Annotated in this window: 25 protein-coding genes and 1 pseudogene; 14 read left to right on the top strand and 12 right to left on the bottom strand. The window is 70.3% G+C overall.

What is annotated here, in order from left to right; all coding sequences use genetic code 11:
- Window positions 1-178: 178 nt before the first annotated feature.
- Together ACIRGA_RS06695 and ACIRGA_RS06690 are read right to left on the bottom strand one after the other, a co-directional pair.
- Window positions 179-3,130, bottom strand: coding sequence for an AAA family ATPase (locus ACIRGA_RS06695; protein ID WP_400937356.1), 2,952 nt, complete (start codon window positions 3,128-3,130; stop codon window positions 179-181).
- Window positions 3,127-4,278: an exonuclease SbcCD subunit D gene (locus tag ACIRGA_RS06690; RefSeq protein WP_400937353.1), complete on the bottom strand. Its 1,152-nt coding sequence runs from the start codon at window positions 4,276-4,278 to the stop codon at window positions 3,127-3,129. The genes ACIRGA_RS06695 and ACIRGA_RS06690 overlap by 4 nt, the downstream gene beginning before the upstream one ends.
- A 178-nt stretch (window positions 4,279-4,456) precedes the next feature.
- Between ACIRGA_RS06690 and rmuC the strand changes: the two genes are divergently transcribed.
- Both rmuC and ACIRGA_RS06680 read left to right on the top strand, forming a co-directional pair.
- Window positions 4,457-5,371: a DNA recombination protein RmuC gene (rmuC, locus tag ACIRGA_RS06685; RefSeq protein ID WP_400937350.1), complete on the top strand. Its 915-nt coding sequence runs from the start codon at window positions 4,457-4,459 to the stop codon at window positions 5,369-5,371.
- A gap of 305 nt (window positions 5,372-5,676) precedes the next feature.
- Window positions 5,677-6,555, top strand: a complete 879-nt coding sequence (locus tag ACIRGA_RS06680; RefSeq protein ID WP_400937347.1) for a DUF6542 domain-containing protein — start codon at window positions 5,677-5,679, stop codon at window positions 6,553-6,555.
- Between the two features lie 107 nt (window positions 6,556-6,662).
- On the opposite strand, the gene ACIRGA_RS06675 is transcribed toward ACIRGA_RS06680, so the two are convergent.
- Window positions 6,663-7,676, bottom strand: a complete 1,014-nt coding sequence (locus ACIRGA_RS06675) for a 4-hydroxy-3-methylbut-2-enyl diphosphate reductase (protein ID WP_400937345.1) — start codon at window positions 7,674-7,676, stop codon at window positions 6,663-6,665.
- A gap of 151 nt (window positions 7,677-7,827) precedes the next feature.
- Here ACIRGA_RS06675 and ACIRGA_RS06670 point away from each other — a divergent pair, with 151 nt between their 5' ends.
- The 6 genes from ACIRGA_RS06670 (at window position 7,828) to ACIRGA_RS06645 (ending at window position 12,300) form a co-directional block, all read left to right on the top strand.
- Window positions 7,828-8,484 carry a lipid droplet-associated protein gene (locus ACIRGA_RS06670; RefSeq protein WP_400937342.1) on the top strand — a complete coding sequence of 219 codons (657 nt, stop codon included), beginning with the start codon at window positions 7,828-7,830 and terminating at the stop codon, window positions 8,482-8,484.
- Window positions 8,481-9,743, top strand: a complete 1,263-nt coding sequence (gene xseA / locus ACIRGA_RS06665) for an exodeoxyribonuclease VII large subunit (RefSeq protein WP_038508452.1) — start codon at window positions 8,481-8,483, stop codon at window positions 9,741-9,743. The genes ACIRGA_RS06670 and xseA overlap by 4 nt, the downstream gene beginning before the upstream one ends.
- Window positions 9,740-10,141, top strand: a complete 402-nt coding sequence (locus ACIRGA_RS06660) for a hypothetical protein (RefSeq protein WP_400937340.1) — start codon at window positions 9,740-9,742, stop codon at window positions 10,139-10,141. The genes xseA and ACIRGA_RS06660 overlap by 4 nt, the downstream gene beginning before the upstream one ends.
- Window positions 10,138-10,371 carry an exodeoxyribonuclease VII small subunit gene (locus tag ACIRGA_RS06655; RefSeq protein ID WP_240599782.1) on the top strand — a complete coding sequence of 78 codons (234 nt, stop codon included), beginning with the start codon at window positions 10,138-10,140 and terminating at the stop codon, window positions 10,369-10,371. The genes ACIRGA_RS06660 and ACIRGA_RS06655 overlap by 4 nt, the downstream gene beginning before the upstream one ends.
- 84 nt (window positions 10,372-10,455) lie before the next feature.
- Complete coding sequence (gene glpX / locus ACIRGA_RS06650) at window positions 10,456-11,526, top strand: class II fructose-bisphosphatase (RefSeq protein WP_400937337.1); 1,071 nt, start codon at window positions 10,456-10,458, stop codon at window positions 11,524-11,526.
- Between the two features lie 9 nt (window positions 11,527-11,535).
- The gene (locus ACIRGA_RS06645) at window positions 11,536-12,300 is read left to right on the top strand and encodes a S1 family peptidase (RefSeq protein WP_400937335.1); all 765 of its coding nucleotides are present in this window, start codon (window positions 11,536-11,538) and stop codon (window positions 12,298-12,300) included.
- A gap of 4 nt (window positions 12,301-12,304) precedes the next feature.
- Here the strand turns inward: ACIRGA_RS06645 and ACIRGA_RS06640 are convergent, their stop codons facing one another.
- Window positions 12,305-13,294: an NAD(P)/FAD-dependent oxidoreductase gene (locus ACIRGA_RS06640; protein ID WP_400937332.1), complete on the bottom strand. Its 990-nt coding sequence runs from the start codon at window positions 13,292-13,294 to the stop codon at window positions 12,305-12,307.
- Between the two features lie 113 nt (window positions 13,295-13,407).
- Between ACIRGA_RS06640 and ACIRGA_RS06635 the strand changes: the two genes are divergently transcribed.
- Complete coding sequence (locus tag ACIRGA_RS06635) at window positions 13,408-14,805, top strand: class II fumarate hydratase (protein WP_400937331.1); 1,398 nt, start codon at window positions 13,408-13,410, stop codon at window positions 14,803-14,805.
- On the opposite strand, the gene ACIRGA_RS06630 is transcribed toward ACIRGA_RS06635, so the two are convergent.
- On the bottom strand, window positions 14,802-15,383 hold the full coding sequence (locus tag ACIRGA_RS06630) for a TetR/AcrR family transcriptional regulator (protein WP_400937328.1): 582 nt from the start codon (window positions 15,381-15,383) through the stop codon (window positions 14,802-14,804). The genes ACIRGA_RS06635 and ACIRGA_RS06630 overlap by 4 nt on opposite strands.
- On the opposite strand from ACIRGA_RS06630, the gene ACIRGA_RS06625 reads away from it, so the two are divergent.
- Complete coding sequence (locus tag ACIRGA_RS06625; RefSeq protein ID WP_400937325.1) at window positions 15,382-15,882, top strand: SRPBCC family protein; 501 nt, start codon at window positions 15,382-15,384, stop codon at window positions 15,880-15,882. The two genes, ACIRGA_RS06630 and ACIRGA_RS06625, sit on opposite strands and share 2 nt — an antisense overlap.
- On the opposite strand, the pseudogene ACIRGA_RS06620 reads toward ACIRGA_RS06625, so the two are convergent.
- A pseudogene (locus ACIRGA_RS06620) lies at window positions 15,880-16,710 on the bottom strand (DMT family transporter); the annotation flags it as partial. The gene ACIRGA_RS06625 and the pseudogene ACIRGA_RS06620 overlap by 3 nt on opposite strands.
- Window positions 16,711-16,845: 135 nt before the next feature.
- On the opposite strand from ACIRGA_RS06620, the gene ACIRGA_RS06615 reads away from it, so the two are divergent.
- Together ACIRGA_RS06615 and ACIRGA_RS06610 are read left to right on the top strand one after the other, a co-directional pair.
- Window positions 16,846-17,688, top strand: coding sequence for a helix-turn-helix domain-containing protein (locus ACIRGA_RS06615; protein ID WP_400937323.1), 843 nt, complete (start codon window positions 16,846-16,848; stop codon window positions 17,686-17,688).
- 37 nt (window positions 17,689-17,725) lie between these two features.
- Window positions 17,726-19,237, top strand: coding sequence for an ATP-dependent DNA ligase (locus tag ACIRGA_RS06610; RefSeq protein ID WP_400937321.1), 1,512 nt, complete (start codon window positions 17,726-17,728; stop codon window positions 19,235-19,237).
- A gap of 37 nt (window positions 19,238-19,274) precedes the next feature.
- Here ACIRGA_RS06610 and ACIRGA_RS06605 read toward each other — a convergent pair whose 3' ends face one another.
- The 3 genes from ACIRGA_RS06605 to ACIRGA_RS06595 form a co-directional block, all read right to left on the bottom strand.
- Window positions 19,275-19,652 carry a hypothetical protein gene (locus tag ACIRGA_RS06605; RefSeq protein WP_395875057.1) on the bottom strand — a complete coding sequence of 126 codons (378 nt, stop codon included), beginning with the start codon at window positions 19,650-19,652 and terminating at the stop codon, window positions 19,275-19,277.
- Window positions 19,649-19,990 carry a hypothetical protein gene (locus tag ACIRGA_RS06600; RefSeq protein ID WP_093936600.1) on the bottom strand — a complete coding sequence of 114 codons (342 nt, stop codon included), beginning with the start codon at window positions 19,988-19,990 and terminating at the stop codon, window positions 19,649-19,651. The genes ACIRGA_RS06605 and ACIRGA_RS06600 overlap by 4 nt, the downstream gene beginning before the upstream one ends.
- Window positions 19,991-20,170: 180 nt before the next feature.
- Window positions 20,171-20,992 (bottom strand): NBR1-Ig-like domain-containing protein, encoded by an 822-nt coding sequence (locus ACIRGA_RS06595; protein WP_400937317.1) that lies wholly within the window; start codon window positions 20,990-20,992, stop codon window positions 20,171-20,173.
- A gap of 118 nt (window positions 20,993-21,110) precedes the next feature.
- Between ACIRGA_RS06595 and ACIRGA_RS06590 the strand changes: the two genes are divergently transcribed.
- Complete coding sequence (locus ACIRGA_RS06590; RefSeq protein WP_400937314.1) at window positions 21,111-21,812, top strand: Pr6Pr family membrane protein; 702 nt, start codon at window positions 21,111-21,113, stop codon at window positions 21,810-21,812.
- On the opposite strand, the gene ACIRGA_RS06585 is transcribed toward ACIRGA_RS06590, so the two are convergent.
- Window positions 21,756-22,985, bottom strand: coding sequence for an NADH:flavin oxidoreductase/NADH oxidase family protein (locus tag ACIRGA_RS06585; protein WP_400937311.1), 1,230 nt, complete (start codon window positions 22,983-22,985; stop codon window positions 21,756-21,758). The genes ACIRGA_RS06590 and ACIRGA_RS06585 overlap by 57 nt on opposite strands.
- A 74-nt stretch (window positions 22,986-23,059) precedes the next feature.
- Window positions 23,060-23,416, bottom strand: coding sequence for a YybH family protein (locus tag ACIRGA_RS06580; protein WP_400937379.1), 357 nt, complete (start codon window positions 23,414-23,416; stop codon window positions 23,060-23,062).
- Between the two features lie 9 nt (window positions 23,417-23,425).
- Between ACIRGA_RS06580 and ACIRGA_RS06575 the strand changes: the two genes are divergently transcribed.
- Window positions 23,426-23,830: a winged helix-turn-helix transcriptional regulator gene (locus tag ACIRGA_RS06575; RefSeq protein WP_400937309.1), complete on the top strand. Its 405-nt coding sequence runs from the start codon at window positions 23,426-23,428 to the stop codon at window positions 23,828-23,830.
- Here ACIRGA_RS06575 and ACIRGA_RS06570 read toward each other — a convergent pair.
- Window positions 23,816-24,286 carry a DUF309 domain-containing protein gene (locus ACIRGA_RS06570; protein ID WP_400937307.1) on the bottom strand — a complete coding sequence of 157 codons (471 nt, stop codon included), beginning with the start codon at window positions 24,284-24,286 and terminating at the stop codon, window positions 23,816-23,818. The two genes, ACIRGA_RS06575 and ACIRGA_RS06570, sit on opposite strands and share 15 nt — an antisense overlap.
- Between the last annotated feature and the right edge of the window lie 21 nt (window positions 24,287-24,307).

Here is a 24,307-nt window from a genome sequence, read left to right as displayed (position 1 = left end):
GGTTCTAACCCGAAACGCCACTCACGACCCGAGCTTGACCAGGGCCGAAGGCTTCTTTCACCGCATTAGACGCGACGAAGGGAGCCTTCAGCCCACCATCGGCCCGCCCGAGAACACGCCACGTTTGACCTTCGGCTCAAATAGAACCGTCCTTACCACTCACGAGGCTCAACGCGGGTCAGGCGGCGTGGATCTCCACCGAAGAGCCCGTACGCGCCTTCCGGATCCGCAGCCGCGTCGGGATCCGCTGCCGCAGTTCCTCGACATGCGACACCAGCCCGACCACTCGCCCGCCCGCGCGAAGCTCGTCGAGGATGTTCATGACGATGTCGAGCGTCTCGGCGTCCAGCGTGCCGAAGCCCTCGTCGATGAACAGTGTGTCCAGCAGCGCTCCGCCGGTTTCGGCGGCGACGACGTCGGCGAGGCCCAGGGCCAGTGAGAGTGACGCGAGGAAGGACTCGCCGCCCGAAAGCGTCTTCGCGGGCCGGATGGTGCCGGAGTAGTCGTCGAGCACGTCGAGGCCGAGCCCGCCACGGGTGCCCCGCGCCCCGGCGGCGTCGGAGTGCACGAAGGAGTAGCGGCCCTGGCTCATCGTCCGCAGCCGCGCGGTCGCCGCGACCGCGACCTCCTCCAGCCTCGCGGCGAGGACGTACGAGCGCAGCGACATCTTCCGCGCGTTCTGCCCGCGTCCGTTGACCACTTCGGCCAGCGCCTTCAGTTCGAGGTACCGCTCTTCGACCGGCGCCAGGTCCGCCATCAGGGACGTCACCCGCTCGGCCAGTTTCGTCAGGTCGGCGTGCTGTGAAGTGGCCGCGCGCAGCGCCACGAGCGCCTGTTCGGCCTCGCCTCGCGTGTCCTGCGCCGCGTCCGCCGAAGCGCCGACGTCGATCTCGTCCTCCGGCGAGATACCGAACAAGTCGGGTTGCGCGAGTTCCTCACGGGCGGCCCGCTCCATCACCTTCGCGTCGGCGAGGCTGGCTTCCAGTTTCGTGATCTGCTCATCCGGCCGCGCCGCGGCGCGCATCTCGTCGAGATTCGCGAAACCCTTGGCCCGCAACGCTTCCTTGACCAGTTTCGCCTGCTCGTCACGGCGTTCACGGGCTCCGGTGACGGCGAGCCGTGCTTCGGCCAGCGCGTCGAGACGGGTCGCGAAGCCGAGCAGGTGCCGGCGCTTCGCCCCGACATCGGCGAACTCGCCGCGTGCGGATTCCAACCGTTCTTCGCGTTCTGCCAGCCGTTCGACGAGGCCTCGGGCCTCGGTCTCGACCTCGACGGCGGTCCGCTCGGCCGCGCGGCGACGTTCGGTCAGCTGCTCGATCTTCCGTTCCATTTCAAGAAGCCGCACCTCGAGAGCAGGCTTCCGACGAGCCGCCTCGGACAGCGTGGCGACCAGATCGCGGGCCTCACCGAGCCCGGCCCGCAGGGTCTCGGCGGTGTGCTCGCCCAGCCGCTCGACCAAGACCGCCAGGCGGTTTTCGGCCTCCTGCAACGCGGCTTTCGCCTTCTCACGCCGCATATGCGCCTGCTGCTCCGCGACTTCGGCGCGGCGTTCGTCCTCGGGATCGACCAGGCCGCCGGTGTGCGTCGCCGGCGAAGGATGTTCCGTCGCCCCGCAAACCGGGCAGTCTTCGCCCGAGCGGAGACCGGCCGCGAGCTCGGCCGCCATCCCTTCGAGTCGCCGCTCCCGCAGGTCCAGCCGGTGCTGCCGGGCCTGCTGATGGCCGTCCACGGCCTCGCTGACCACTCCACGCGCTTGCGTGACGGCTTGGTGCGCCCGAGGCATCTCGTCGGCGTCGCGGGCCAGCGCGGTCAGCTCGTCGACACGAGCGCGGGCGCCCTCGAGCTTCGCTTCGGCTTCGGCGGCAGCGGCTGCTTCGGCACGCAAAGCCGCGACCTTCTCGGGCGCGGCACCCAGTTCGGCGGCGAACTCCTCAGCCTGCTTCTTCGCCTTCTCGGCGGCCGCGTTCAGTTGATCGCGCCGAGCCAGATCTCGTTGCTGCTGTTCGCTTTCCGCCACGAGTTCGGCGAGCGCGCCCGCTTCTTCCCGCAACCCGCCGGCGCGAGCGCGAAGCTCGGCGGCGGAACTGTCTGCGGCGTCGGGCACTTCCTGAGCCCGGAGAGCCTCGACGGCTTCGGCCTCCGTGAGCTGATCCAACCTGCGATCGAGGAGATCGGCCTCCGCGACCACCCCCGCCGCACGATGAGCCGCCTCGACCTCTTCCGCCCACTCCGCACGCTGGTCCGCCTGCTCGGCGATCACCGACAGCCGCGTGTACGCCGTGCGCACCCGGCGGATCCGTTCGGCGGTGGACCGGTTCTCCTGCCAGACGGCCTCGGCCTTCTTGGCCGCCGCACGGGCCTTCGTGTCGCGTTCCTTCGCTTCGCCGACGCGACGCGCCGACTCGGCGAGCACCTCGCCGACCCACTCGGCCTGCCCCTCTTCGGGGGCTTCCTGCCGCGCGACCTGTGCGAAGCGGGCGACCCACTCCCGCAACGACTGCTGCCGTGCCGACAACTCGCGGCCGCGTTCGGCACGCAGATTCGCGAACCAGTTCTCGACATCGGAGAAGCGCTCGGTGCCGAACAGGCGCTCCAGCAGCTCCTCACGCTCGGCCGTGTTCGCGCGCAGGAACCGCGCGAATTCGCCCTGCGGCAGCAGGACCACCTGGAAGAACTGCTCGTGCGTCATGCCGATGAGCCGCTCGACCGTGCGCGCGACCTCGTCGATCCGCGTGATGCCCTCGGCCACGTGCCCGGCGGGCACCGTGCCGACCCAGCTCAGCACCGCTTTCGCCTGCTGGACGGTCATTCCCTCGCCGCGGCGCTTGGGCCGCTGGTATTCGGGATTGCGCGCGATCCGCATCCGCTGGCCCTGCACGGTCAGTTCGAGGACGACCTCGGTGACCTGGTCCGGCTCGGCGAGGTCGCAGCGCAGCCGTTTGACCTCGCCGCGAGCGCCGGGGACGGTGCCGAACAACGCGAACGCGATCGCGTCGAGCAGCGTCGTCTTCCCCGCGCCGGTGTCGCCGTGCAGCAGGAACAGCCCGTCGGCGCCGAGCACGTCGAAGTCCACCACCTCCCGGCCCGCGTACGGACCGAAAGCGGCGACCTCCAACCGGTGCAGTCTCATACTTCGCGCTCCCTGCCCGCCGCGCCCAGCGCCGCCAGCACCAGCCGCTCCTCGCTCTCCGACGGCGCGGAGCCGCGGCAGTCCTCCAGGAAGCTGCGGGTGATCTCGACGTCGGACCGCCCGCGGACGGCTTCGGCGTACTTCAGCGTCGCTCCGTCGTGGCCGCCTTCCGGCTGCCAGTCCATGTGCACCGCGTACGGGAACCTCTCACGCAGCTTGCGCATCGCGTCGATCGGACGGACCCGATCGGTGACGGTGAAGGAGAGGAAATGGTCGGTGAGGCCGTCGTGCTCCGGATCCGAGAGGAGATCCGCCAGCTCGCCGCGCAGCGTCGCGAGCCGGCGCGGCACCGGCAGTTCGTGGCGCCGGACCTCGGCCAGTCCGTCGGCGCCGAGTTCCACCAGCCAGACCGATTTCCGTTGGCGTGCCTCGGAAAACGAATACGCCAGCGGGCTGCCCGAATAGCGCAGGTGCTCGGCGAGGGTCTGCGGGCCGTGGAGGTGGCCCAGTGCGACGTAGTCGACGCCGTCGAACACCGAACCCGGCACCTGCTCGACGCCGCCGACCGCGATGGTCCGCTCGGATTCGGTCGGCTCGCCACCGGTGACGAAGGCGTGCGCGAGCACCACCGACCGCGTCCCGGACGGCCGGGTGGCGAGATCCTCGCGGATCCGCCGCATCGCTTCGGTGAGGACGCCGGTGTGGCCGCGGGCTTCGGGCACGCCGAGGGCGTGGCGCGCGGGCTCCGGTTCGAGGTACGGGATCCCGTAGAGCGCGACCTCGCCGTGCTCGTCCGCCAGCAGCACCGGCTCGGCGAGACCGTCGATCGTGGCACGCAGATACAGCCCGCCCGCCGCGGCGAATTCGGCGAACGCGCCCAGCCGCGGCGCGGAGTCGTGGTTGCCCGGTGTCATCACCAGTTTCGCCCCGGCCTGGCGGATCCGGCCCAGCGCCGTGGTGGCCACGCGGACGGCCTCCGCGGAGGGCACCGCGCGGTCGTAGATGTCCCCGGACACGAGCACGACGTCGACCGACTCGGCGGCCACGAGGTCGGCGAGATGGCCGAGCACGGTTTCCTGCTCGGCGAGCAGATCGGCGCCGTGGAAGGTGCGGCCGATATGCCAGTCGGACGTGTGCAGGAGCTTCACGCAGCCCAAGGTAGGGCCGCGCACCGGCCGGAGAGGGGAGGCGCGCCCTTGGCGGCACCGCGCTTTCCGACACGCCGGGGACGGCGCAGGTCAGATACGGAGCGCGACCGAGCCGTTCCGTTTTTGTCGGTGGGTTCCGCCATGATGTCCCCGACTCGGATCCGGAGGGGAGGTACCGGTGGCGACGGTGATCACCACCGCGGCCGTCGTGCTCGCGTTGCTGCTGCTCGTGGCCGTCGCGCTGCTGTGGCGGCTGTACAACGACGGCATGCGGCGGGCGGACGCGGCGGCGAAACTGGTCGCCGCCGAGCGGGCGAAGGGGGATCAGCAGCAGCTCGCGCTGCGCCGGTACGAGGTCGCGTTCGCCTCGATCAGCGGCCGGGGCGAGCTGGGCGAGCAGGTGCTCCTGGAAACCGCACGCGCGCTCGGGCTCCGCGAGGAGCTGCACTTCACGCTGCAGACCGATCTGGCGGGCGGCGGCGCCGCGAAACCGGACATGGTGCTGCGGGTCGGCGGCGGCCGGACAGTGCCTGTCGACGCGAAGGCGAGCATGGCCTGCTGGGCCGAAGCCGTCGAGACCGACGACCCAGAAGAACGGCTGGACGCGTTGCGCGTCCACGTCCGGCAGCTCCGGTCGCGGGCGGCCGAGCTGGCGGGCAAGGGCTACCAGCGCTGGGCCGACGCGATCTACGGGACGATCATGTTCGTCCCCTCCGACGCGGCCGTGGTCGCCGCGCTGGACACCGACCCCGAGCTGCTGCGCTGGATGCTGGACCGGCGGGTCTTCCTCTGTGGGCCGACGGGGTTCGCCGTGCTGGCCTCCGCCGCGCTGTTCGCCGCGACCGAACGGGCGCTGGTCGAGGACGTCGAGCAGGTCCGGGCGGGCGCCGCGGCCGCGCACCGGGCCGCCGGCAACGCGGTCGACGCGCTGAACCTGTCGAGCACCCATCTGCAGCGTTTCATCTCCGCCCGGCGGCGGGAGCTGGAGGCGCTCGAGAGCTTCCGGAGCACGGTCTCGCCGCTGACGGACGCCGCGGGCAGCCCGGCGCCGGTGCCCTTGATCAGGAAGGCGGACGAACTCCCTGCTTCGTGAATCGCTCGTTCGAGGTTCGCTGCGTCAGGGGCTGAAGGGGACTTTCCCCGCATGCGATGCGGGGAAAGCGCCCTTCACCGCGTGCGATGAGGTGCAGGGGCGTCGGCAGCAGCCTTCCTCACCTGCGGTTTCCGGAATCACAGGCTCCGTTTAGGCCCGGCAGACAACCTTGTCGCCCGCCTACTCGTAGTACCTCCGGTAAGTACCCGGGCGGTCCGTCCGGGTGGTCCGGAATGACCACTACCAGGCGATGGACACACCGCCTGTTGGCGGTATGTCCGCAGCTTGGATATACGGTGGAGCCTGTGACCGCGATTCGCGATCGCCAGAGCGATCCTGATGCCGACGACGTCCCCGTTGCCTGGGACGAGCGTCCGCTCGTCGGCGCCAGGCGCGGGCTGCCCTGGTGGGCGGCCGTCCTGGTGGGTTTCGGGCTCGCCATCCTTGGCGCCTTCGTCGACATGATGATGCAGAAGGACCTGGGCCTGCTGTTCAAAGCCTGCTACGCGCTCGGCGCGGTGGCCGCCGTGGTGGCCGTCCAGCGCCGCGGGTTGTTCGGCCCGATGGTGCAGCCGCCCCTGGTCCTCGCCGTGACCGTCCCGGGAGTAATCCTCCTGACCTCGGACGGCAGCAAGGGCACAGATCTCCTTTCGAGAGCCTTCGACGTCGGCACGCCGCTGATCAACGGCTTCCCGACGATGGCCATCACCACCGGCGTCACCTTGGCGATCGGCGTCTTCCGCATCTACCGCGAACGCGATCCCGAGGCCCCGGTGAAGGTGAAGCCGGGTACCAAACCGGAACGTCGCGACGAGGCCAAGCCCGCCGGCCGTCCCGCCGCGGCCGCCGCGCCAGGCCGTGGCCGTCCGGCGTCCCGGACCGGTCAGACGCCGCCTCCGCCTTCCCGCCGCGGTGCTCCGCGAGACGGTGCGCCGCCCCGCCGTCGTCCTCCGGTCGACGACGAGCGACGCCCCCGCCGAGACGCCGAGCCCGGCGCCCGCAAACCACCGCCCCCGGGACGTCAGCCCCGGCGGCCGCGGCCGCCCGAGGACGGCGAACCCCGCCGCCGCGACCCCCGTGGCGAAAGCGCCCCCGGCGCCCCTCGCCGCCGTCCGCCGCGTGCGGACGACCCGCGCCGCGGAGGGCAGCCGCCCCGCCGCCGACCGTGGGACGACGAGCGGTGAAGCAAGGGACCTTTGCTACCACCTGAGCCGCTGACCAGCGGCTTGAGCCCGATCAAAGAAGGGGCCGCCCGAGGAGTTCCTCGGACGGCCCCTTCTCGTAAGGAACGTCAGGCCTTCGCGGCCTTGCGCAGCTCGTGCGGCAGCGCGAACGCGATCTTCTCGTTCGCCGTGGTGACCTCGTCGACGCTGTCCCAGCCGCGCTCGGCCAGCCACGCCAGCAGGTCCATGACCAGCACCTCCGGCACAGAAGCGCCACTGGTGACGCCGACGGTCTCGACACCTTCGAGCCAGGCTTCGTCGACCTCGTGTGCGAAGTCGACCAGGTGCGACGCGCGCGCCCCCGCCTTCAGCGCGACCTCGACCAGCCGCTTCGAGTTGGACGAGTTCGTCGAGCCGACCACCAGCACCAGGTCGCACTCGGCGGCCATGGCCTTGACCGCGACCTGGCGGTTCGTGGTGGCGTAGCAGATGTCGTCGCTGGGCGGGTCGGCCAAGCCCGGGAACTTGTCCCGCAGCTGATCGACGCGCTCCATGGTCTCGTCCACCGAAAGGGTGGTCTGCGAAAGCCAGATGACCTTCGACGGGTCGCGGACCTCGACCTTGTCGACGTCCTCGGCGGTGTCGACGAGCTGCACCTTGTCGGGAGCCTCGCCGGCGGTGCCTTCGACCTCTTCGTGGCCTTCGTGGCCGATCAGCAGGATGTCGTAGTCGTCCTTCGCGAACCGGTTGACTTCCTTGTGCACCTTGGTCACGAGCGGGCAGGTCGCGTCGATGGTCCGCAGGTTGCGCTCGGCGGCTTCGGCGTGCACCGCGGGCGAGACGCCGTGCGCGGAGAACACCACCAGTTCGCCTTCGGGCACCTCGGAGGTCTCGTCGACGAAGATCACCCCGCGCTCGCGCAGGGTCTCCACGACGTGCCGGTTGTGCACGATCTCCTTGCGCACGTACACCGGTGCGCCGTAGAGCTCGAGTGCCTTTTCGACGGCGATGACCGCGCGGTCGACCCCCGCGCAGTAGCCGCGAGGCTTGGCCAGCAGGACACGTTTGCCACCTGCCGGCACACCGGACTCGCTGATCGTCGGACTGCCGGCGGGCGTGATTCCGGGACTCGCAGAACTCATGCCCCCAGGGTACGGGCTGCCCCGGGGGCTCCTCGCACTCACGTTCAGGTGACCAGGGAACCCCTCGAAAGTATGTGCGTGGAGTCACGTCCTGTGAGCCGACCCACCCGTTCGGTTGGGCAGGATGGACCAAATACGGCAGGCTAGACGCATGAAGCCTCTCCCGCTCCCCCTCCGGGTCGCCGCGGGCCTCGCCGTCACCACCGCCGAGCGGGTTCGCGAACTTCCCAAGCAGCTCACCGGGCTCCCCGTCACGGTGGTCAGCCAGGTGCTCCAGTTCTCCATGCGCGTCCAGCAGCACGTCACCGAGCTCGCGATCAAGGGCGACGACGCGCTGTCGGGCCTCCGCCCGGTCGAGGACACGCCCAGCTGGGCGACCTTCGACGAAGATCTCCCGCCGGACCTCGGCGAACGCCGGTACGAACGCGACTCGTGTGTAATCCCGCTGCGGGAAGACCCTGAAGTCCCCGAACCGCGCGCGGAGACGAACGGGCACCTTCACGACCTCGAAGCGCTCACCGAGGACCCGTGGGCTGAAGAAGAGCGCGCGCTCGCCGAGGAGCACGCCGACGGCGAGTTCGACAGTTCCGCGGCACCCGTCGATGCGAAACCCGCCGGGCTGGACGACTACGACACGCTCACCCTGCCGCAGCTGCGCGCCCGCCTGCGCCGGTTCGACCTCGCGCAGCTGGAAGAGCTGCTGGCCTACGAGCGGGCGAACGCCGACAGGGCGTCGTTCGTCGGCATGCTCGCACGGCGTATCGGGAACGTGAAGAAGGCCGACGGCGACGGCACGGAAGGCCCGTGAGCGCCGAACCCACCTCAGCCGCGGGTCCGTCCACCACCGCCGAAAACCCGTGGCCGGTCCGCACGGTGGCCCGCAAGGTCGGCGAGTGGATCAACCGGCTCGGCGCCGTCTGGGTCGAGGGGCAGGTCACGCAGATCTCCGCCCGCCAAGGCACCAACACCGCGTTCCTGACGCTGCGCGACCCGTCGGCGGACGTCTCGATGTCGGTGACCTGCCCGATGGGCTTGCTGCGCACGATCGAACCGCCGTTGCGCGAGGGCGCGAGCGTCGTGGTGCACGCGAAGCCGACGTTCTTCATGAACCGCGGTTCGCTGAGCCTGCGCGCCAACGAGATCCGCGCGGTCGGCATCGGCGAACTGCTCGCGCGAATCGAGCGGCTGCGGCGGCTGCTGGCCGCCGAGGGCCTGTTCGCGCCGGAGCGCAAACGCAAGATCCCGTTCCTGCCCAAGGGAATCGGGTTGATCACCGGACGCGCGTCCGCCGCCGAACGCGACGTGCTGGTGAACGCGCAGGCCCGCTGGCCGCATGTCGCGTTCAAGGTGATCAACACCGCCGTGCAGGGTTCGCTCGCCGTCCCGCAGATCCTCCAGGCACTGTCCAAATTGGACCGTGACCCGGACGTCGACGTCATCGTGATCGCGCGCGGCGGCGGCAGCGTGGAAGACCTGCTGCCGTTCTCCGACGAAGCGCTGTGCCGCGCCGTGTCCGCGGCCGGGACACCGGTGGTCAGCGCCATCGGGCACGAGCCCGACACCCCGCTGCTCGATCACGTCGCCGATCTCCGCTGCTCGACCCCGACCGACGCCAGCAAGCGGATCGTGCCCGACGTGCGCGAGGAGACCCAGCGCGTCCACCAGATGCGCGATCGCGGCCGCCGCGCCCTTCACGGCTGGGTGGACACGCAGGTCAGGCTGCTGAACCAGATGCGCAGCCGTCCCGTGCTCGCCGATCCGCTCGGCCCGATCCAGCGGCGCTCCGACGACGTCGAGATCCACCGCGAGCGCGGGCGCCGCGCGATGCTCACGCTGCTAGCGAAGGACCAGGCCGAGATCGCCAGCGCCCGCGCGCGGCTGACCGCGCTCGGCCCGGCGGCGACCCTCGAACGCGGCTACGCCGTGGTGCAGTACACCGATTCCGAAGGCAACCTCCAGGTACTCCGGTCCGTCTCCGAGGTCGTGGACGGCGCGAAACTGCGCGTCCGCGTGGTCGACGGCGCGCTCGGCGCCGTCGTCTCAGGAGAGCCGGAGGAGGGGCGTTGACGGCGAGTTTCCTGCCTTTGACCATCGACGCCGCGAGACGTGCCGACGCGCCGGAGGTGCTGCGCAACGCGCTGCTGACCGACCGCGCGGCCGGGGAATGCTGGACCGTGCTGCTGGCGGGCTGCGAGTTTTCGACAAAGCGGGGTCTCGATTCCCAGCTGCGCAAACTCTCCGAAGCGACGGCCGAGCACGTCGGCACCCGATGGTGGTTCGCGGACGGTTCCGTGCACCGCAAACGGGTGGCGCGGGCCCAGGAGAACCTCGTCAGCGCGATCGCTGAGGGTGACGGCCAGGAGTTCGCTCTCGCCTTCGTGGGTTACGACAACGCCATGGCCGGCGCGGTAGTGTGCGCGGGTATCGGCAAGCACCGACGTCCGGTAGAAGGAAGCACAGCGTGAGCAAACCCGGTGGCGAGACCGCCGAACTCGGCTACGAGCAGGCCCGCGACAGGCTGGTGGAGGTCGTCCGCGAGCTCGAAGCGGGCGGGCTGTCCCTGGAGCAGTCGCTCGCCCTGTGGGAGAAGGGCGAGCAGCTGGCGAAGGTCTGCGAGCACCACCTCGAGGGCGCGCGTGAGCGGATCGAGGCCGCGCTGTCGTCCGTCGAGGACGAGGCCGGCGACGGTCAGTGACGTTCACCATGCTCGCGCGCCACCGAACCACCGTGGGTATCTGAGAGACTGGGACCCCGCCGAGTTCCTGACCCGGGAGGCCGCATGCCCACCCCCACCTCGTCCGCCAGCTCTTCTCGACGTCCTGAAGCGCCCGACCGCAACCTCGCGATGGAACTGGTCCGCGTGACCGAAGCCGCCGCGATGGCCGCGGGCCGCTGGGTGGGGCGCGGGGACAAGATCGGCGGGGACGGGGCCGCCGTGGACGCGATGCGCCAGCTGGTCTCGACCGTGTCGATGCGCGGCGTCGTCGTCATCGGCGAAGGCGAGAAGGACGAAGCCCCGATGCTGTTCAACGGGGAAGAGGTCGGCAACGGCGACGGGCCGGACTGCGATGTCGCGGTCGACCCGGTCGACGGGACGACCCTGATGGCCAAGGGCATGCCGAACGCGCTGGCCGTGCTCGCGGTCGCCGAACGCGGCGCGATGTTCGACCCGTCCGCGGTGTTCTACATGGAGAAGCTCGCCGTCGGCCCGGACGCCGCGGGCAAGGTCGACCTGGCCGCCCCGATCTCGGAGAACATCCGCCGGGTCGCGAAGGCCAAGAACTCCAGCGTCTCCGACGTCACCGTGTGCATCCTCGACCGGCCGCGGCACGAGCAGCTGATCAAGGAGGTCCGCGAGGCGGGCGCCCGGATCCGGTTCATCTCCGACGGCGACGTCGCGGGCGCGATCGCCGCGGCCCGGCCCAGCACCGGCGTCGACATGCTGCTCGGCATCGGCGGCACCCCCGAAGGCATCATCGCGGCCTGCGCGATGAAGTGCCTCGGCGGCGAACTGCAGGGCCGGCTGTGGCCGAAGGACGACGCGGAGCGCGAGAAGGCGCTGGCCGCGGGTCACGACCTCGACCGCGTGCTCGGCAACGACGACCTCGTCCGCGGCGACAACGTGTTCTTCTGCGCCACCGGCGTCACCGACGGCGACCTGCTGCGCGGCGTGCACTACCGCGCGGGCGGCGCCACGACCCAGTCGATCGTGATGCGGTCGAAGTCCGGCACGGTCCGGATGATCGACGGCTACCACCGGCTGACCAAGCTCCGCTCGTACTCGTCCGTCAACTTCGACGGCCACCTCGACGATTCCCTGGAAGATGACGTAGTTCCCCCGCTCCCGTAAGGAGAAACCGTGCTCAAGCGCGTGCTCGTGGTCCTGCTCGCGGCGATGGTCTTCACGCCGGTCGGGCAGGCCACGGGCGCGGGCGACCTCGTCGGCGGCAGAGAGGCCGACGAGCCGTATCCGTTCGTCGTTTCGCTGCATTCCGCCTCCGGCAAGGCTTTCTGCGCGGGGACGCTGATCGCGGCGGACTGGCTCGTGACGGCGGGGCACTGTGTCGAGGGCAAGAATCCGGCGAACCTGGGCGCGCGGATCGGCAGCAACGACAACACCCAGGGCGGCGAGCTCGCGAAACCCGCCGAGATCATCGTGAACCCGTCCTTCAACACCGAACCCGAGCACGCGGGCGGCGATCTCGCGCTGGTGCGGCTGGCCGCCCCGGTGAAGGCGGCGCCGATCGCGATCGGCGCCGTCGTGGCGCCCGGGACGCCGACACGGCTGCTCGGCTGGGGCCAGACATGCCCGACTTCGGGCTGTGGCAAGGGTCCGGCGAAACTGCAGCAGCTGGACACGAAGATCGTCGAAGGCGCGCGGTGCACCGCGAAGTTCGACGGCGCCGTCGAGCTGTGCACCGACAACCCCGGCGGGAACACGGGTTCGTGCTACGGCGATTCCGGTGGGCCGGAGATCGCCAAGGTCGACGAGAAATGGGTGCTGCTGGGCACGATCAGCCGCCCGGGCAACGCGGATCCGGTGTGCGCGACCTCGCCGTCGATCGCGACTTCGGTGGTGGCGTACGCGCAGTGGATCGCGGAGAAGATCACGCCCACGGCCTGAGGCGCTACTCGGCGTTGCTCGAATGCCCCGGGAACAGATGCGCCTCCGGGTCCAGCATGACCGCGATGTTGTTCACCGCCGTCGCCGCTTCCCCGAACCCGGTCGCGATCAGCTTCACCTTCCCCGGATACGCCGCGACATCGCCCGCCGCGTAGACCCGTTCCCGCGGGGTCGCCATGGTCGAATCGACGGCGATCGCGCGGTGGTCGATCTGGAGTCCCCAGCTTTCGATCGGCCCGAGATCCGCGGTGAAACCGAGCGCGGCGACCACCGTGTCGGCGCGCAGCATCTCGGGCTCCGCACCCTTCACCTGGACCTCGACCTCGACCAGCGCGCCATCGCGATCGACGAACCGGGTGACTTCGGCGTCGGTGACGATCCGCACGCCGAGTTCCCGCGCCTGCCGCACGATCGACTCGGCCGCGCGGAACTTCGCGCGCCGGTGCACGAGGGTGACGCTCGCCGCGACCGGATGCAGGGCGAGCACCCAGTCGAAAGCCGAGTCCCCGCCGCCGACGACGACCACGTGCTGCCCTTCGTGCGCCTTCAGCGAGGGCACGAAATGGACCATGCCGCGGCCGAGCCAGCCGTCGCCGGCGGGCAACGGCCGCGGGGTGAACTCGCCGATCCCGGCGGTGATCAGCACCGCGCCTGCCCGCAGGACCTGTCCGCCGTCGAGCGTGATGGTGACGCCGCCTTCGACGGTTTCGAGTTTCTCGGCCTTGCGCCCCAGCAGATACGCGGGCTTGAACGGCGCCGCCTGGTCGAGCAGGCCCCGCACCAGATCGCGGCCGCGGACCTCGGCGAACCCGCCGACGTCGTAGATCATCTTTTCGGGGTACATCGCGGTGACCTGGCCGCCCGCTTCCGGCAGTGAATCCACGACGGCCATCGAAAGACCGCGGAATCCCGCGTAGTAGGCGGCGAAAAGACCCGTCGGACCTGCCCCGATGATGACGAGGTCGTACGACGTTTCCCCAGTGGACTCGCTCATTCGGCACTCTCCCGGCCGGTGGTGGGCGGCGTGATCGAGAACACAATCGATCCTAGCCCTCGCGTGCCGAAAGACACGGAGCGCGCCGGGAGACGCTGCGCGAGACTTGGGGTATGGCTGAACAGGAATACCGGATCGAACACGACACCATGGGCGAGGTGCGCGTCCCCGTCGACGCCCTCTACCGCGCGCAGACGCAGCGCGCCGTCGAGAACTTCCCGATCTCCGGCCGGGGCCTGGAGCGCGCCCAGATCCGCGCGCTCGGCCTGCTGAAGGCCGCCGCGGCGCGGGTCAACGCGCGGCTCGGCGTGCTCGACGCCGACGTCGCCGAGGCCATCGCGAAGGCCGCGGACGAGGTCGCCGAAGGCAAGCACGACGCGCACTTCCCGATCGACGTGTTCCAGACCGGTTCCGGGACGTCGTCGAACATGAACGCCAACGAGGTCATCGCGACGCTCGCGTCGAAGGCGCTCGGCCGCGACGTGCACCCGAACGACCACGTCAACGCTTCGCAGTCCTCGAACGACACCTTCCCGACGACGATCCACGTCGCCGCGACGGAAGCAGTGCTCTCCGATGTGATCCCCGCTCTGGAATACCTGGCGGCCGCCATCGAGACGCGCGCGGGCGAATGGGCGGACATCGTGAAGTCCGGCCGCACGCATCTGATGGACGCCGTTCCGATCACCTTCGGCCAGGAGGCGGGCGCGTGGGCCTCGCAGGTCCGGTTCGGGGTCGAACGGCTGAAGTCGGGCCTGCCGCGGCTCGGTGAACTGCCGATCGGCGGGACCGCCGTCGGGTCCGGGCTGAACGCGCCCGAAGGCTTCGGCTCGGCGGTCTCGCAGGAACTGGCTTCGGTGACCGGACTTCCGCTGACCGAGGCGCGCGACCACTTCGAGGCGCAGGCGACGCAGGACAGCGTCGTCGAGACGTCCGGGCATCTGCGCACGGTCGCGGTGTCGCTGAACAAGATCGCGAACGACTTGCGCTGGCTGGGTTCCGGTCCGCGCACCGGGCTCGCCGAACTGGCGCTGCCGGATCTGCAGCCGGGTTCGTCGATCATGCCGGGCAAGGTGAACCCGGTGATCCCGGAGGCGACGCTGCAGGTGGTCGCCCAGGTGATCGGGAACGACGCGGCGGTGGCCTTCGCGGGCGCGGCGGGCAACTTCCAGCTCAACGTGAACCTGCCGGTGATCGCGCGCAACGTGCTCGAATCGGCGCGGCTGCTCGCGGCGGTCTCGCGGCTGCTGGCGGACAAGGTGTTCGCGGGCGTGACGGTGAACGCCGGCCGCGCGCGCGAGTACGCCGAGGGTTCGCCGTCCATCGTGACGCCGCTGAACAAGTACATCGGCTACGAAGAGGCCGCGGCCATCGCGAAGCAGGCGCTCAAGGAGCTGAAGACGATCCGCGAGGTCGTGATCGAACGCGGTCACGTCGCGAACGGCAAGCTCACCGAAGCCCAGCTGGACGAGGCTCTCGACGTCCTCCGCATGGCACGCGGAGGCCGCTAAGCGCCGAGAGCGACCACAGCCGCATGAAGCGGTGAGGCGAGCGAAGCCGCGAGCCCATCCGAAGGCGGTGTCTCGGTGAACAGGTGCAGCCACGTCAGCACCGGGCCGAGCAGGATCGCGTGGACGAGAGCCGGATCGGGCCGTCGTGAGAGTTCCCCTCTCGCGACGGCCCGATCCAGCATCTGGACCAGGTATCCGCGTTCACGGCCGAGGAAGACCTCGCCGAACCGGGCTTCCAGCACCGGATCCGCCCGGACGTCGGCGAGCAGCGACGGCAGCGCCTGCCGCAGTTCCGCACTGTCCAAAGAGGACTGGATCACTTCGAGGACCGCCGCCACGTCGCCCCGCAGCGAGCCGGTGTCCGACGGCGGTTCGAGCTCGACGGGATGGATCACCGCGGCGAACACGAGTTCCGCCTTCGACCGCCATCGCCGGTACACCGCGGCCTTGCCGACGCCCGCCCGCGCCGCGACCGCGTCGATCGTGCAGCGCTGGTAACCGGTTTCGGTCAGCAACGCCCGCACGGCCGCGCGGACCGCGTCGTCGATTCCTTCTTCCCTCGGCCTGCCTCTCGCCATGACCCCAGTTTACGAGACTCATAGTTCCGTATATCGTCCGGGTATGACTTGGACGAGAACCTCCCGCGAAATCCTTCCTTGCCCGCCGTCCGCGCTCTGGGCGCCGCTGGCCGACTTCACCCGTTGGCCCGACTGGGATCCCGATCTCGCCGGCGTCGAACTGCACGGTCCCGCCGAAGCAGGCTCGACCGGTTTCCTCGTACCGACCGGTTTTCGCGGCCGCGTGCACTCACGGGTCGCCGAGCCGTTCACGATCACGTCCCTGGCCCAGGACCGCGAAATCGCCTTCCGCCAGCCGATCCCCTTCGGCGCCATGGATCTCGTGCTGCGGCTGACCGCCGTCGGGGAGGGCACGGAGTTCGTCCAGGAGATCACGCTCACCGGGCCGCTGCGCGCGGTCATGGTCGCGATCATCGGCGGCGACGTCGTCAAGCACTTCGACGTCAAATGCGCCAGGCTCACCGAGCTCGCGGCGGCGCAGGCCGATCACGACGCCTGAAGACACGAGCGCCACCCCGATCACTTGGGAGAAGCGGAAATCCTGCATGCCCAGCAGGAGCGAGACGGCGAGGCCGGAGACCGGCATCAGCCCGACCAGCACCCCGGCCCGGTCCGCGCCCAGCGCCGAAACCGCCGAGTACCAAAGAAGAAACGCGATCGCCGTGACGACGACCGTCAGGTAGCCGAGCGCGATCAGTTCACGCCCGTCCGGCCACGCCCAGGCGCCGGACGGGTCGGCGATCGTCCCGACGACCGCCCCGCCGGCACCCGCGGCGAAACACCCCCAGGTCGCGGTCGCCAACGGTCCGAGCCTTTCGAGCACGCCGACGGCGAGCAGCGTGAACAGCGCTTCGCAGACCATGGCCAGCGCGGCGAGCACCAGCCCTTGCCAGCGCGCCGCGCCGCCGCCGGACAGCACGGCGATCCCGAGTCCCGCGAGCACCGCCCCCGTCACCGGCGCCCACGTCGGCCGTTTTCCCTTCGCCAGCGGGCCGGCGAGCGCGAGCACGAGCGGTGTGCCGCCGAGGAAAGCGGCGACGAGACCGGGTTCGGCGTAGCGCTGCGCGAACAGCAGGCACGCCTGGAACCCGATCATCCCGGTCGCCGCGAGGGCGATCAGCGACGGCAGGTCACGCGCGCCCGGCAACGGCAACGGGCGCCCGCTCAGCCGCGCCCACGCCAGCAGGAGCACGCCCGCCAGCGCGTACCGCAGCGCCTGTCCGGTGATCACGGGGTAGCCGTCGAGCATTCCCGTGACCGGCACGGACGCGCCGACGATCAGCACTCCCAGTATGCCGATCGTCACGGCTCTTCTTTCGTTGTCCATGCCCTTCACGATGGCGGCCTTTTGGCCCGAACTACAGAGCCAAATCAGAGTGGTCTCACTGGACCAAAAATCCCCACCAGCCTGGGTCTGTCAGGGCCAGGCACGCGCGCCGCCAGTTCCGGGATACTTGTCGACATGACCGAGACGGCCGGACTGGGCGAATTCCTCAAGACACGCAGGGCCGCGCTGGACCCGGCGGACCTCGGCCTGCCGACGGGGTTCAACCAGCGGCGGGTCGCGGGGCTGCGCCGCGAGGAGCTGGCGCAGCTGGCCGGGATCAGCGTCGACTACTACACGCGGCTGGAGCAGGGCCGGGCGCGCAACGTGTCCGACTCCGTCCTCGATTCGCTGAGCCGGGCGCTGCGGCTGCATCGCGACGAGGACACCTACCTGCGCAATCTGGCCGCCCCGAAACGCAAACGCGTCGCGCGGCCACGGGCGCAGCGGGTCCGGCCGGAGCTGCAGATGATGCTGAACGCCATCCAGTCCCCCGCGCTCGTCCTCGGCCGCTACGGCGACGTGCTGGCCTGGAATTCCCTCGGGACCGCCCTTTCCCTCGACTTCGCCGCGCTCCCGGCGGGCGAGCGCAACATCCCGAAGTTGTTCTTCCTCGACGAGAGCGCCCGCGAGATGCATCCCGAGTGGGAAACCGTGGCGAAGGAGATCGTCGCGAACCTGCGCTCCGAAAGCGGGAAGTATCCGGACGACCCGTACCTCGCCCAGCTGGTCGGCGAGCTCTCCCTCGGCAGCGAGGACTTCCGGAAGCTGTGGGCGAGGCACACCGTGCGGGAGAAGGCGCACGCGCGGAAGGTCATGATCAACCCGATCGTCGGTGAACTCCGGCTGCGCTACGAGACGCTGCGGCTGCCCGACGATCCCGACCAGGCCCTGGTGATCTACACCGCCGAGCCCGGCTCCGACAGCGAACGCGCGCTCCGCCTGCTCGCCAGCTGGGTCGCCGATCCCGCGCACGCCTGAACGCGAAACTGTCGGTGCCCGGGTCCATGATGGACCCATGTTGCTCACCGCGGTGGTGACCGCGTCGGCCGAGCTGGCCGCCACGAGGTCCAGGAAGGCGAAGATCGCCACCCTGGCCGCGGTGCTGCGCGCCGCGGGCGAGCTGGAGCTGCCCGCTGTCATCGCGTTCCTCACCGGACAGCTGACGCAGGGCCGCATCGGCACCGGCTGGCGGACGCTGGCCGCACTGGACGCGGCGCCGGCCGCCGAGCCGTCGTTGACCGTGGCCGAGGTGGACACCGCCTTCGACACGGTGGGGGCGGCGTCCGGTTCGGGCTCGGTGAAGCTGCGCGCGGAGACGTTGCGGGCGTTGCTCACCAAGATGACGAAGGACGAGCAGGAGTTCCTGTTCCGGCTGCTCACCGGCGAGCTCCGGCAGGGCGCGCTCGAAGGGATCATGGTGGACGCCATCGCGGCGGCGGCCGAGATCCCGGCCGACGACGTCCGGCGGGCGTTCATGCTGTCCGGGCAGCTCCCGGTGACGGGCCTGGCGGCCATGACCGGCGGCCAGGAGCGGCTGGCGGAGTTCAAGCTGGCCTTGGGCAGGCCGATCCGGCCGATGCTAGCCTCCCCGGCGGAGTCCCTGGACGAGGCGATCACCGAGCACGCCGAGGCGATCGTCGAGTACAAAATGGACGGTGCGCGGATCCAGGTCCACCGCGAAGGCGACGAGGTGCACATCTACACGCGGACGCTGCGGGAGATCACCGGCAGCGTCGGCGAGCTGGTGGAGCTGGTGCGTTCCCTGCCGTGCACGTCGGTGGTGCTCGACGGCGAGACGCTGGCCCTGACCGACGACGGCAGGCCCAGGCCGTTCCAGCAGACGATGAGCCGGTTCGGCAGCAGCCGCGAGGAGCAGGTCAAGGCGCTGCTGCTGCGGCCGTACTTCTTCGACTGCCTGCACCTCGACGGCACCGACCTGCTGGACGCGTCGCTGTCCGAACGCAACGCCGCCCTGCGCCGGGTCGCGGGCGAACACGTCATCCCCGGCGAGATCAGGCCCGCCTCGGCCGAGGGAGTGCTGGAAGCGGCGATGGCCGCCGGGCACGAAGGCGTGATGGTCAAGGACCTCGCGTCGCCTTACGCGGCGGGGCGCCGCGGGCGCGCGTGGCTGAAGGTGAAGCCGGTGCACACGATCGACCTGATCGTCCTCGCCGCGGAATGGGGTCACGGCAGGCGCACCGGCACGCTGTCGAACCTGCATCTCGGCGCCCGCGACCCCGACGGCGGCCCGCCGATCATGGTCGGCAAGACGTTCAAGGGCATGACCGACGAGCTGCTGGCCTGGCAGACGAAGACGTTCCAGGAGATCGAGACCCACCGCACGGACTGGGCGGTCCACGTGCGGCCGGAGCTCGTCGTCGAAATCGAACTCGACGGGGCGCAGGTGAGCACGCGGTATCCGGGCGGGCTGGCGCTGCGCTTCGCGCGGGTCGTGCGCTACCGGCCGGACAAGGAGGCCGCGGACGCCGACACCATCGACACCGTGCGCGGCCTCCTCAAGCCCTGAAACCCCCGCAACTACCGCATTCAGAGGACTAAACGCGTCAGTAGCAGCGGTCCGAAGAGATCTTGTACGTGTAGTTGTTCGACAGGTCGGAGGTCACCTCGAACCGGATCTTGTGATACACCGGCGGCTCCCCGAGCACGCCGTGCTTGACCGTGCGCTCCTTGCCCGGCGCGATGGCCCCGCTCCAGAGCCCCTTGTCGAAGACGTCGTCGATGATCTGGACGAGCATTCCCCGGTAGTCGTGGTTGTGCACGGTGATGTCGATGCTCTGCCCCGCGCTCACCTCGACGACCTTCGTCTTCCCGCCCATCAACGGCCCGCCTTCACAGACCTTCGACGCCGCCGAAGCGGACGGTGCCATCAGCAGGGTGCCGGCCAGCGCGACCGGGACGACGGCGAACAGCTTCTTCTTCATCGGTTCCCCACAACGGTCTTGACGACATTGGACTGGACGGCCAGGTCGAGGCCGATCTTCATGTTTCCCCCGCAATAGGCCTTCTCGCCGTTCTTGAAATGCACGGTCAGATCCCCCGCGCATTCGAAGACCTTGACGTCCCAAGTGCGCGTGCCCGGCTTGAGGCAGATCGCGTCCTTCCCGGCCCGGCGCATCCAGCCGTGGTAGCCGGATTCGCAGGTGATGATCGGATCACTGCCCGAAGCGGGCGCCGGAGCCGCCTGTGCGGCGGTGACCGGCAGGAGCGCCACGGTGAGCGTGGCCCCGGCCAGTGCGGCGACCTTGACGTACGGACGCATGGATTCCCTTTCCGCAAATAATGTGAGAGTGTTTCGGAAAATCCCCGTCCGGAATTCCCGGACGCCGATGACGTTAAGGGCGCCGGAAGTCGCCGCGGAAGCGATTCACGGCCGCGAAATGGCCGTGGCCGAAGAATCATTGTCCGTGCAGGTCAGCGCTTTGGCCATCGGCCCGGAAAGTCAAATGACGCGGACCGAGAAGAACACGGCGCGGGTGTTCGGCAGCAGGATGTGGCCCTGTTCGTCGGCCATCTTCCAGTACACCTGGCAATGCCCGGGACGGTCGGGCGCGTGTACCTCGACGGAGACGCGCACGTGCTCGCCGGGCGCGGTCTGCGGGACGGGTACGCGTTCGGGCGTGCCGCATTCGCCGGGATTCCCGAACGAACCGGCGCGGACCAGATAGCGGCCGACCCATCCGACCGTTCCCGCGTTGCGGAACTCCCAGGTCTTCACGAAGGTCGACCCGGCCGCGACCTCGCTGCCGTCGAGCACAGTCACGTCGGCGATGAATTCCGACGCGTCGCCGACCGGCGCGGCGGGTTCGGAATCGAACGGAGCGGTGAAGACGAACACCAGCGCCGCGACGAGCACGAGCGCCACGGCCCCGGCGAGGACGAAGGCCGTCCGACGCGAACGCTCCGGAGCGCGGACGGGGGCAGGTTCGGGCCCGGCGGTCAGCGCGTCCCGCGCGCGTTCCCATTCGCCGCGCCATTCGTGGCGGACCTCGTCCTCGTCACCGCCGAGCACTCCGGCGGCCAGCACACGGACGAACTCCCAGGATGTTTCCCAGCTGGGCAGCCGCTGTCCGCGGGCCGCGGCCGACAGCGCCGACTTCGACGCGAGCGCGCCGTACTCGTCACGCATCCGGTCGTAGGAAGGGTCACCGGCGGCCCGTTTCAGCTCCCACAGCCGCCGCGCGAACTCGGCGACGGGTCCGCTGTCCTCCGCCGGACCCCGCGCGACCCGGCCGCGGCGTCCGGGCCTGCGCTCGACGTCCATCGCTTCCCACGATATGACCCGCTGGGCGGGAAGACCCGGCGGCGTCCCGCCCCCGATCGAGTGGCGACGTGCGGTGGTGACGGGACGTCCCCACTCGATCACCCATAAAGTAGGGGGAATGCAGGCTTCCAAGATCGCGCGTGCCTGGTTCGGCGCGACGGCGCTGGTGGTGATCGCCGGGCTCGCCGCGCAGATCCCGGTCTCCGCGGGCACCACCGGCGGCACCTTCCACACCCCGGCCGGACGCGTGGCCAACCTGCTCGCGTTCTTCACCATCGACTCGAACATCCTGGTCGGCGCCGGCAGCCTGCTGCTCGCGCTCGGCGTCGCGGGCCGGTCGACCTTGTTCGGCGTACTGCGGCTCACCGGGCTCGTCGGCATCACGGTGACCGGCGTCGTCTTCCAGGTCGCGCTCGCCGACCTCTACGAACTGCACGGCTGGGCGGTGTTCGCCGACACGATGCTGCACAAGGTGTCGCCGTTGATGTGCGTCGCGGGCTGGCTGCTGTTCGGGCCGCGCGGCCAGCTGTCGTGGCGGATCCTGTGGTGGTCGCTGCTGTACCCGCTGGCCTGGCTCGCGGTCACGCTGGCGCGCGGCGCGATGATCGGGTTCTACCCGTACCCGTTCGTCGACCCGGGCATCAACGGCTACGGCGGTGTCGCGTTCAACTGTGTCCTGATCGGCGTGCTGTTCATCGGCCTCGCGGCGGCCGCGGTCGGTTTCGACCGCACCTTCAGCCGCAAGGACGACGTGGACGACTACTTAGCCCCGGACCCGCCGGAAAGCGTTGAGCGGATCCGCGACGCCGGCACGTACTAGCGTCCGCACCGCGCCGAGCCGCCGGTCCACCGGTTTCCCGGCGGCCACCCGGTGCATCTGCTGGGTGTGCCACTGGATCTCGAGCAGGCTGTCGGCCAGCCGGATCCCGGTCTTCGGCGCGGTGCGCCGGGCGCGGACGTCCTCGCCGCCGAGCAGCCGTGCGGGCAGCGCAGGGTCGACGATCAGCGGCCTGCCGAGGCCGATGACGTCCAGGGCCCCGGAACGCAGCGCGTCCGCCATGCCCTCCGGGCTCGTGAAGCCGCCGGTGACCATCAGAGCAACGTCGGTGACCTGTCGCGCCTTCGCGGCGTAGTCGAGGAAGTACGCCTCACGACTGGCAGTGCTCGCCTTGGCCGAGCCCATCATGGCGGCCTTCTCGTAGGTGCCGCCGGAGACTTCCAGCAGGTCGATGCCCGCTTCCCCCAATTCGCGGACGACTTCGAGCGAGTCCTCCTCGCTGAAACCTCCGCGCTGGAAGTCCGCGCTGTTGAGCTTGACCGCGATCGGCACGGCGTCGCCGACCTCGGCGCGTACCCGGGCGACGACTTCGAGCAGGAACCGACGCCGTCGGAGCGCGTCGCCGCCCCAGCCGTCGGTGCGCTGGTTGGTCAGCGGGGAAAGGAACTGCGACACGAGGTAGCCGTGCGCGCCGTGGATCTGGGCACCGGCGAACCCGGCGTCGACGACGGTCCGCGCGGCCACGCCGAACCGGTCGATGATCGCCTCGATCTCGTCGGCGGTCAGCGCGCGCGGCGTCGCGAACACGGAGCGGATGCCGCGGTCGCCGAACGGCACCGCCGACGGCGCGACCGGCTGCCGGGAGAGGAAGCGCGGGCTCTGCCTGCCGGGATGGTTGAGCTGGACCCACAACCGCGTCTCGGTCCCGTCCGCCGACCGTGCCCACGGCTTGAACTCGGTCGCGTCCGGTTCGCGGGGCACCGCGACGTTGCGCGGTTCGCCGAGCGCGGTGGGATCGACCATGACGTTGCCGGTGATCAGCGTCCCGGCGCCGCCGCGCGACCACGTCCGGTACAGCTCGGCCAGTTCGGCGGTCGGCCGGTTGCGGCGGTCGCCCAGCTGCTCGCTCAGCGCGGCCTTGGCCAGCCGGTTCGGCAGGATCGCGCCGCACCGCAGCTTCAGCGGCTCGGCCAGCAGTTCCTCGGGCTCGCTCATCCGCGTTTCCTCACGCCGTTACCTACTGGGCAGTATTCCTACTCGAAGTAACATACTCGCGGTATGTCGAGTACTCAAGGTGCGGCGATGCCGAAGGGGTTGTCGATCACGTAGCGCCAGAGCCCGTCCTCGCCGCGCCTCGCGACGTCTGTCGCCGTCGCCGCCAAGTGCCCTTCGATGCTCCAGTCGACGATCAGCAGGGCCAGGTCACCGGCCACGCGCACCTGGCGCGGCGTCACCTCGATCGGCCGCCCGAGCGCGAGAATCCCGCCGTTCGCGGCCCGGCGTTCCGCGCCGCTCACCCGCACGCCGTCCCGGCGGACGAACACGGCGTCCGGCTCGTAGACCGTGTCGAGGATTTCGGCGGATCCGGTGTTGAAGGCGGCCTGGAAGACGAAGGGATGTTCGGCGGGGTCGGTGGTCAAAGGCACACTGGACGAATGCGTCATGCGGACAGCGAAACCGACCGCGAAGCAGGTCACCAAACGGAAACCTTCGACGGCGAACTCGTCCCGGACACCCGCGGCCGCACCCGGCGGCCGGAGCCGGAGTGCCCCGTCGAGGTCGCGCTCGCCGCGATCTCGGGCCGCTGGACGACGTTGGTGCTGCGAGAACTGATGGGCGGCGCCCGGTCCTTCAGCGACCTACGCGCGGCGTTGCCCGACGTGTCCGCGAAGGTGCTGACAGAACGCCTCGGCGACCTGACCGCGCGACGCCTCGCCGTCCGCGAGGAACTGCCGGGCTTCCCCACCCGGACCAGCTACCGGCTCACCCCGGCGGGACTGGCCCTGCGGCCGCTGCTGATCGAGCTGTACCGCTCGGGCTCGGCGTTACTGGCCCAGTAGGCGCGGCGCGACCGGCTCCACTCGAGCCCGCACCTTCACCTCTTCGGCCATCTCTCGCGCCCACGCCTGCAACCCCGGGATGTCGATCCCGTGCGGCCGGGCCTCGCGGAACGGCTCGATGTTCTCCGCGCCGCGCTCCAGCAGCGACGCCGCGCCGTTGCCGTTCCCCCTGGCCACGTGGGTCAGGCCCACCGCGAGCTGCGCGAGACCACGCCACAGCTCCCGCTCCGGCCCGTCGGTGGATTTCCACGCGTCCTCGAACACCTCGTGCGCGTGAAACGGGCGGCCCGCGTCGAGCAGGCGCTGGGCCTCGGAGACGGTGTCCTCAGGGCTCCGTTCGATGCCCTCGGGCTGCCGTTCGACACCGTCGGCGCCGTACGGGAGCGGCCTGCCGAGGCCGTCCCGCGGGCGCGCGTTACGGGCTCGTCCGGCTTCGTCACGGTCCCGGTCGGTCATGCCGGCATTGTCCCACGCGGG

It is taken from the genome of Amycolatopsis sp. NPDC102389 (assembly GCF_044765885.1).
Classification (GTDB): Bacteria; Actinomycetota; Actinomycetes; order Mycobacteriales; family Pseudonocardiaceae; genus Amycolatopsis.
Note: the sequence above shows the minus strand (reverse complement) of the source record. Positions and strands in the feature narration are given on the sequence as shown.

Coding starts and splice junctions, on each gene's coding strand:
- ACIRGA_RS06695 (WP_400937356.1), bottom strand. CDS start 3,130: ATGAGACTGCACCGGTTGGAGGTCGCCGCTTTCGGTCCGTACGCGGGC.
- ACIRGA_RS06675 (WP_400937345.1), bottom strand. CDS start 7,676: ATGAGTTCTGCGAGTCCCGGAATCACGCCCGCCGGCAGTCCGACGATC.
- ACIRGA_RS06670 (WP_400937342.1), top strand. CDS start 7,828: ATGAAGCCTCTCCCGCTCCCCCTCCGGGTCGCCGCGGGCCTCGCCGTC.
- glpX (WP_400937337.1), top strand. CDS start 10,456: ATGCCCACCCCCACCTCGTCCGCCAGCTCTTCTCGACGTCCTGAAGCG.
- ACIRGA_RS06640 (WP_400937332.1), bottom strand. CDS start 13,294: ATGAGCGAGTCCACTGGGGAAACGTCGTACGACCTCGTCATCATCGGG.
- ACIRGA_RS06635 (WP_400937331.1), top strand. CDS start 13,408: ATGGCTGAACAGGAATACCGGATCGAACACGACACCATGGGCGAGGTG.
- ACIRGA_RS06625 (WP_400937325.1), top strand. CDS start 15,382: ATGACCCCAGTTTACGAGACTCATAGTTCCGTATATCGTCCGGGTATG.
- ACIRGA_RS06630 (WP_400937328.1), bottom strand. CDS start 15,383: ATGGCGAGAGGCAGGCCGAGGGAAGAAGGAATCGACGACGCGGTCCGC.
- ACIRGA_RS06615 (WP_400937323.1), top strand. CDS start 16,846: ATGACCGAGACGGCCGGACTGGGCGAATTCCTCAAGACACGCAGGGCC.
- ACIRGA_RS06610 (WP_400937321.1), top strand. CDS start 17,726: ATGTTGCTCACCGCGGTGGTGACCGCGTCGGCCGAGCTGGCCGCCACG.
- ACIRGA_RS06605 (WP_395875057.1), bottom strand. CDS start 19,652: ATGAAGAAGAAGCTGTTCGCCGTCGTCCCGGTCGCGCTGGCCGGCACC.
- ACIRGA_RS06600 (WP_093936600.1), bottom strand. CDS start 19,990: ATGCGTCCGTACGTCAAGGTCGCCGCACTGGCCGGGGCCACGCTCACC.
- ACIRGA_RS06595 (WP_400937317.1), bottom strand. CDS start 20,992: ATGGACGTCGAGCGCAGGCCCGGACGCCGCGGCCGGGTCGCGCGGGGT.
- ACIRGA_RS06590 (WP_400937314.1), top strand. CDS start 21,111: ATGCAGGCTTCCAAGATCGCGCGTGCCTGGTTCGGCGCGACGGCGCTG.
- ACIRGA_RS06585 (WP_400937311.1), bottom strand. CDS start 22,985: ATGAGCGAGCCCGAGGAACTGCTGGCCGAGCCGCTGAAGCTGCGGTGC.
- ACIRGA_RS06575 (WP_400937309.1), top strand. CDS start 23,426: ATGCGTCATGCGGACAGCGAAACCGACCGCGAAGCAGGTCACCAAACG.
- ACIRGA_RS06570 (WP_400937307.1), bottom strand. CDS start 24,286: ATGACCGACCGGGACCGTGACGAAGCCGGACGAGCCCGTAACGCGCGC.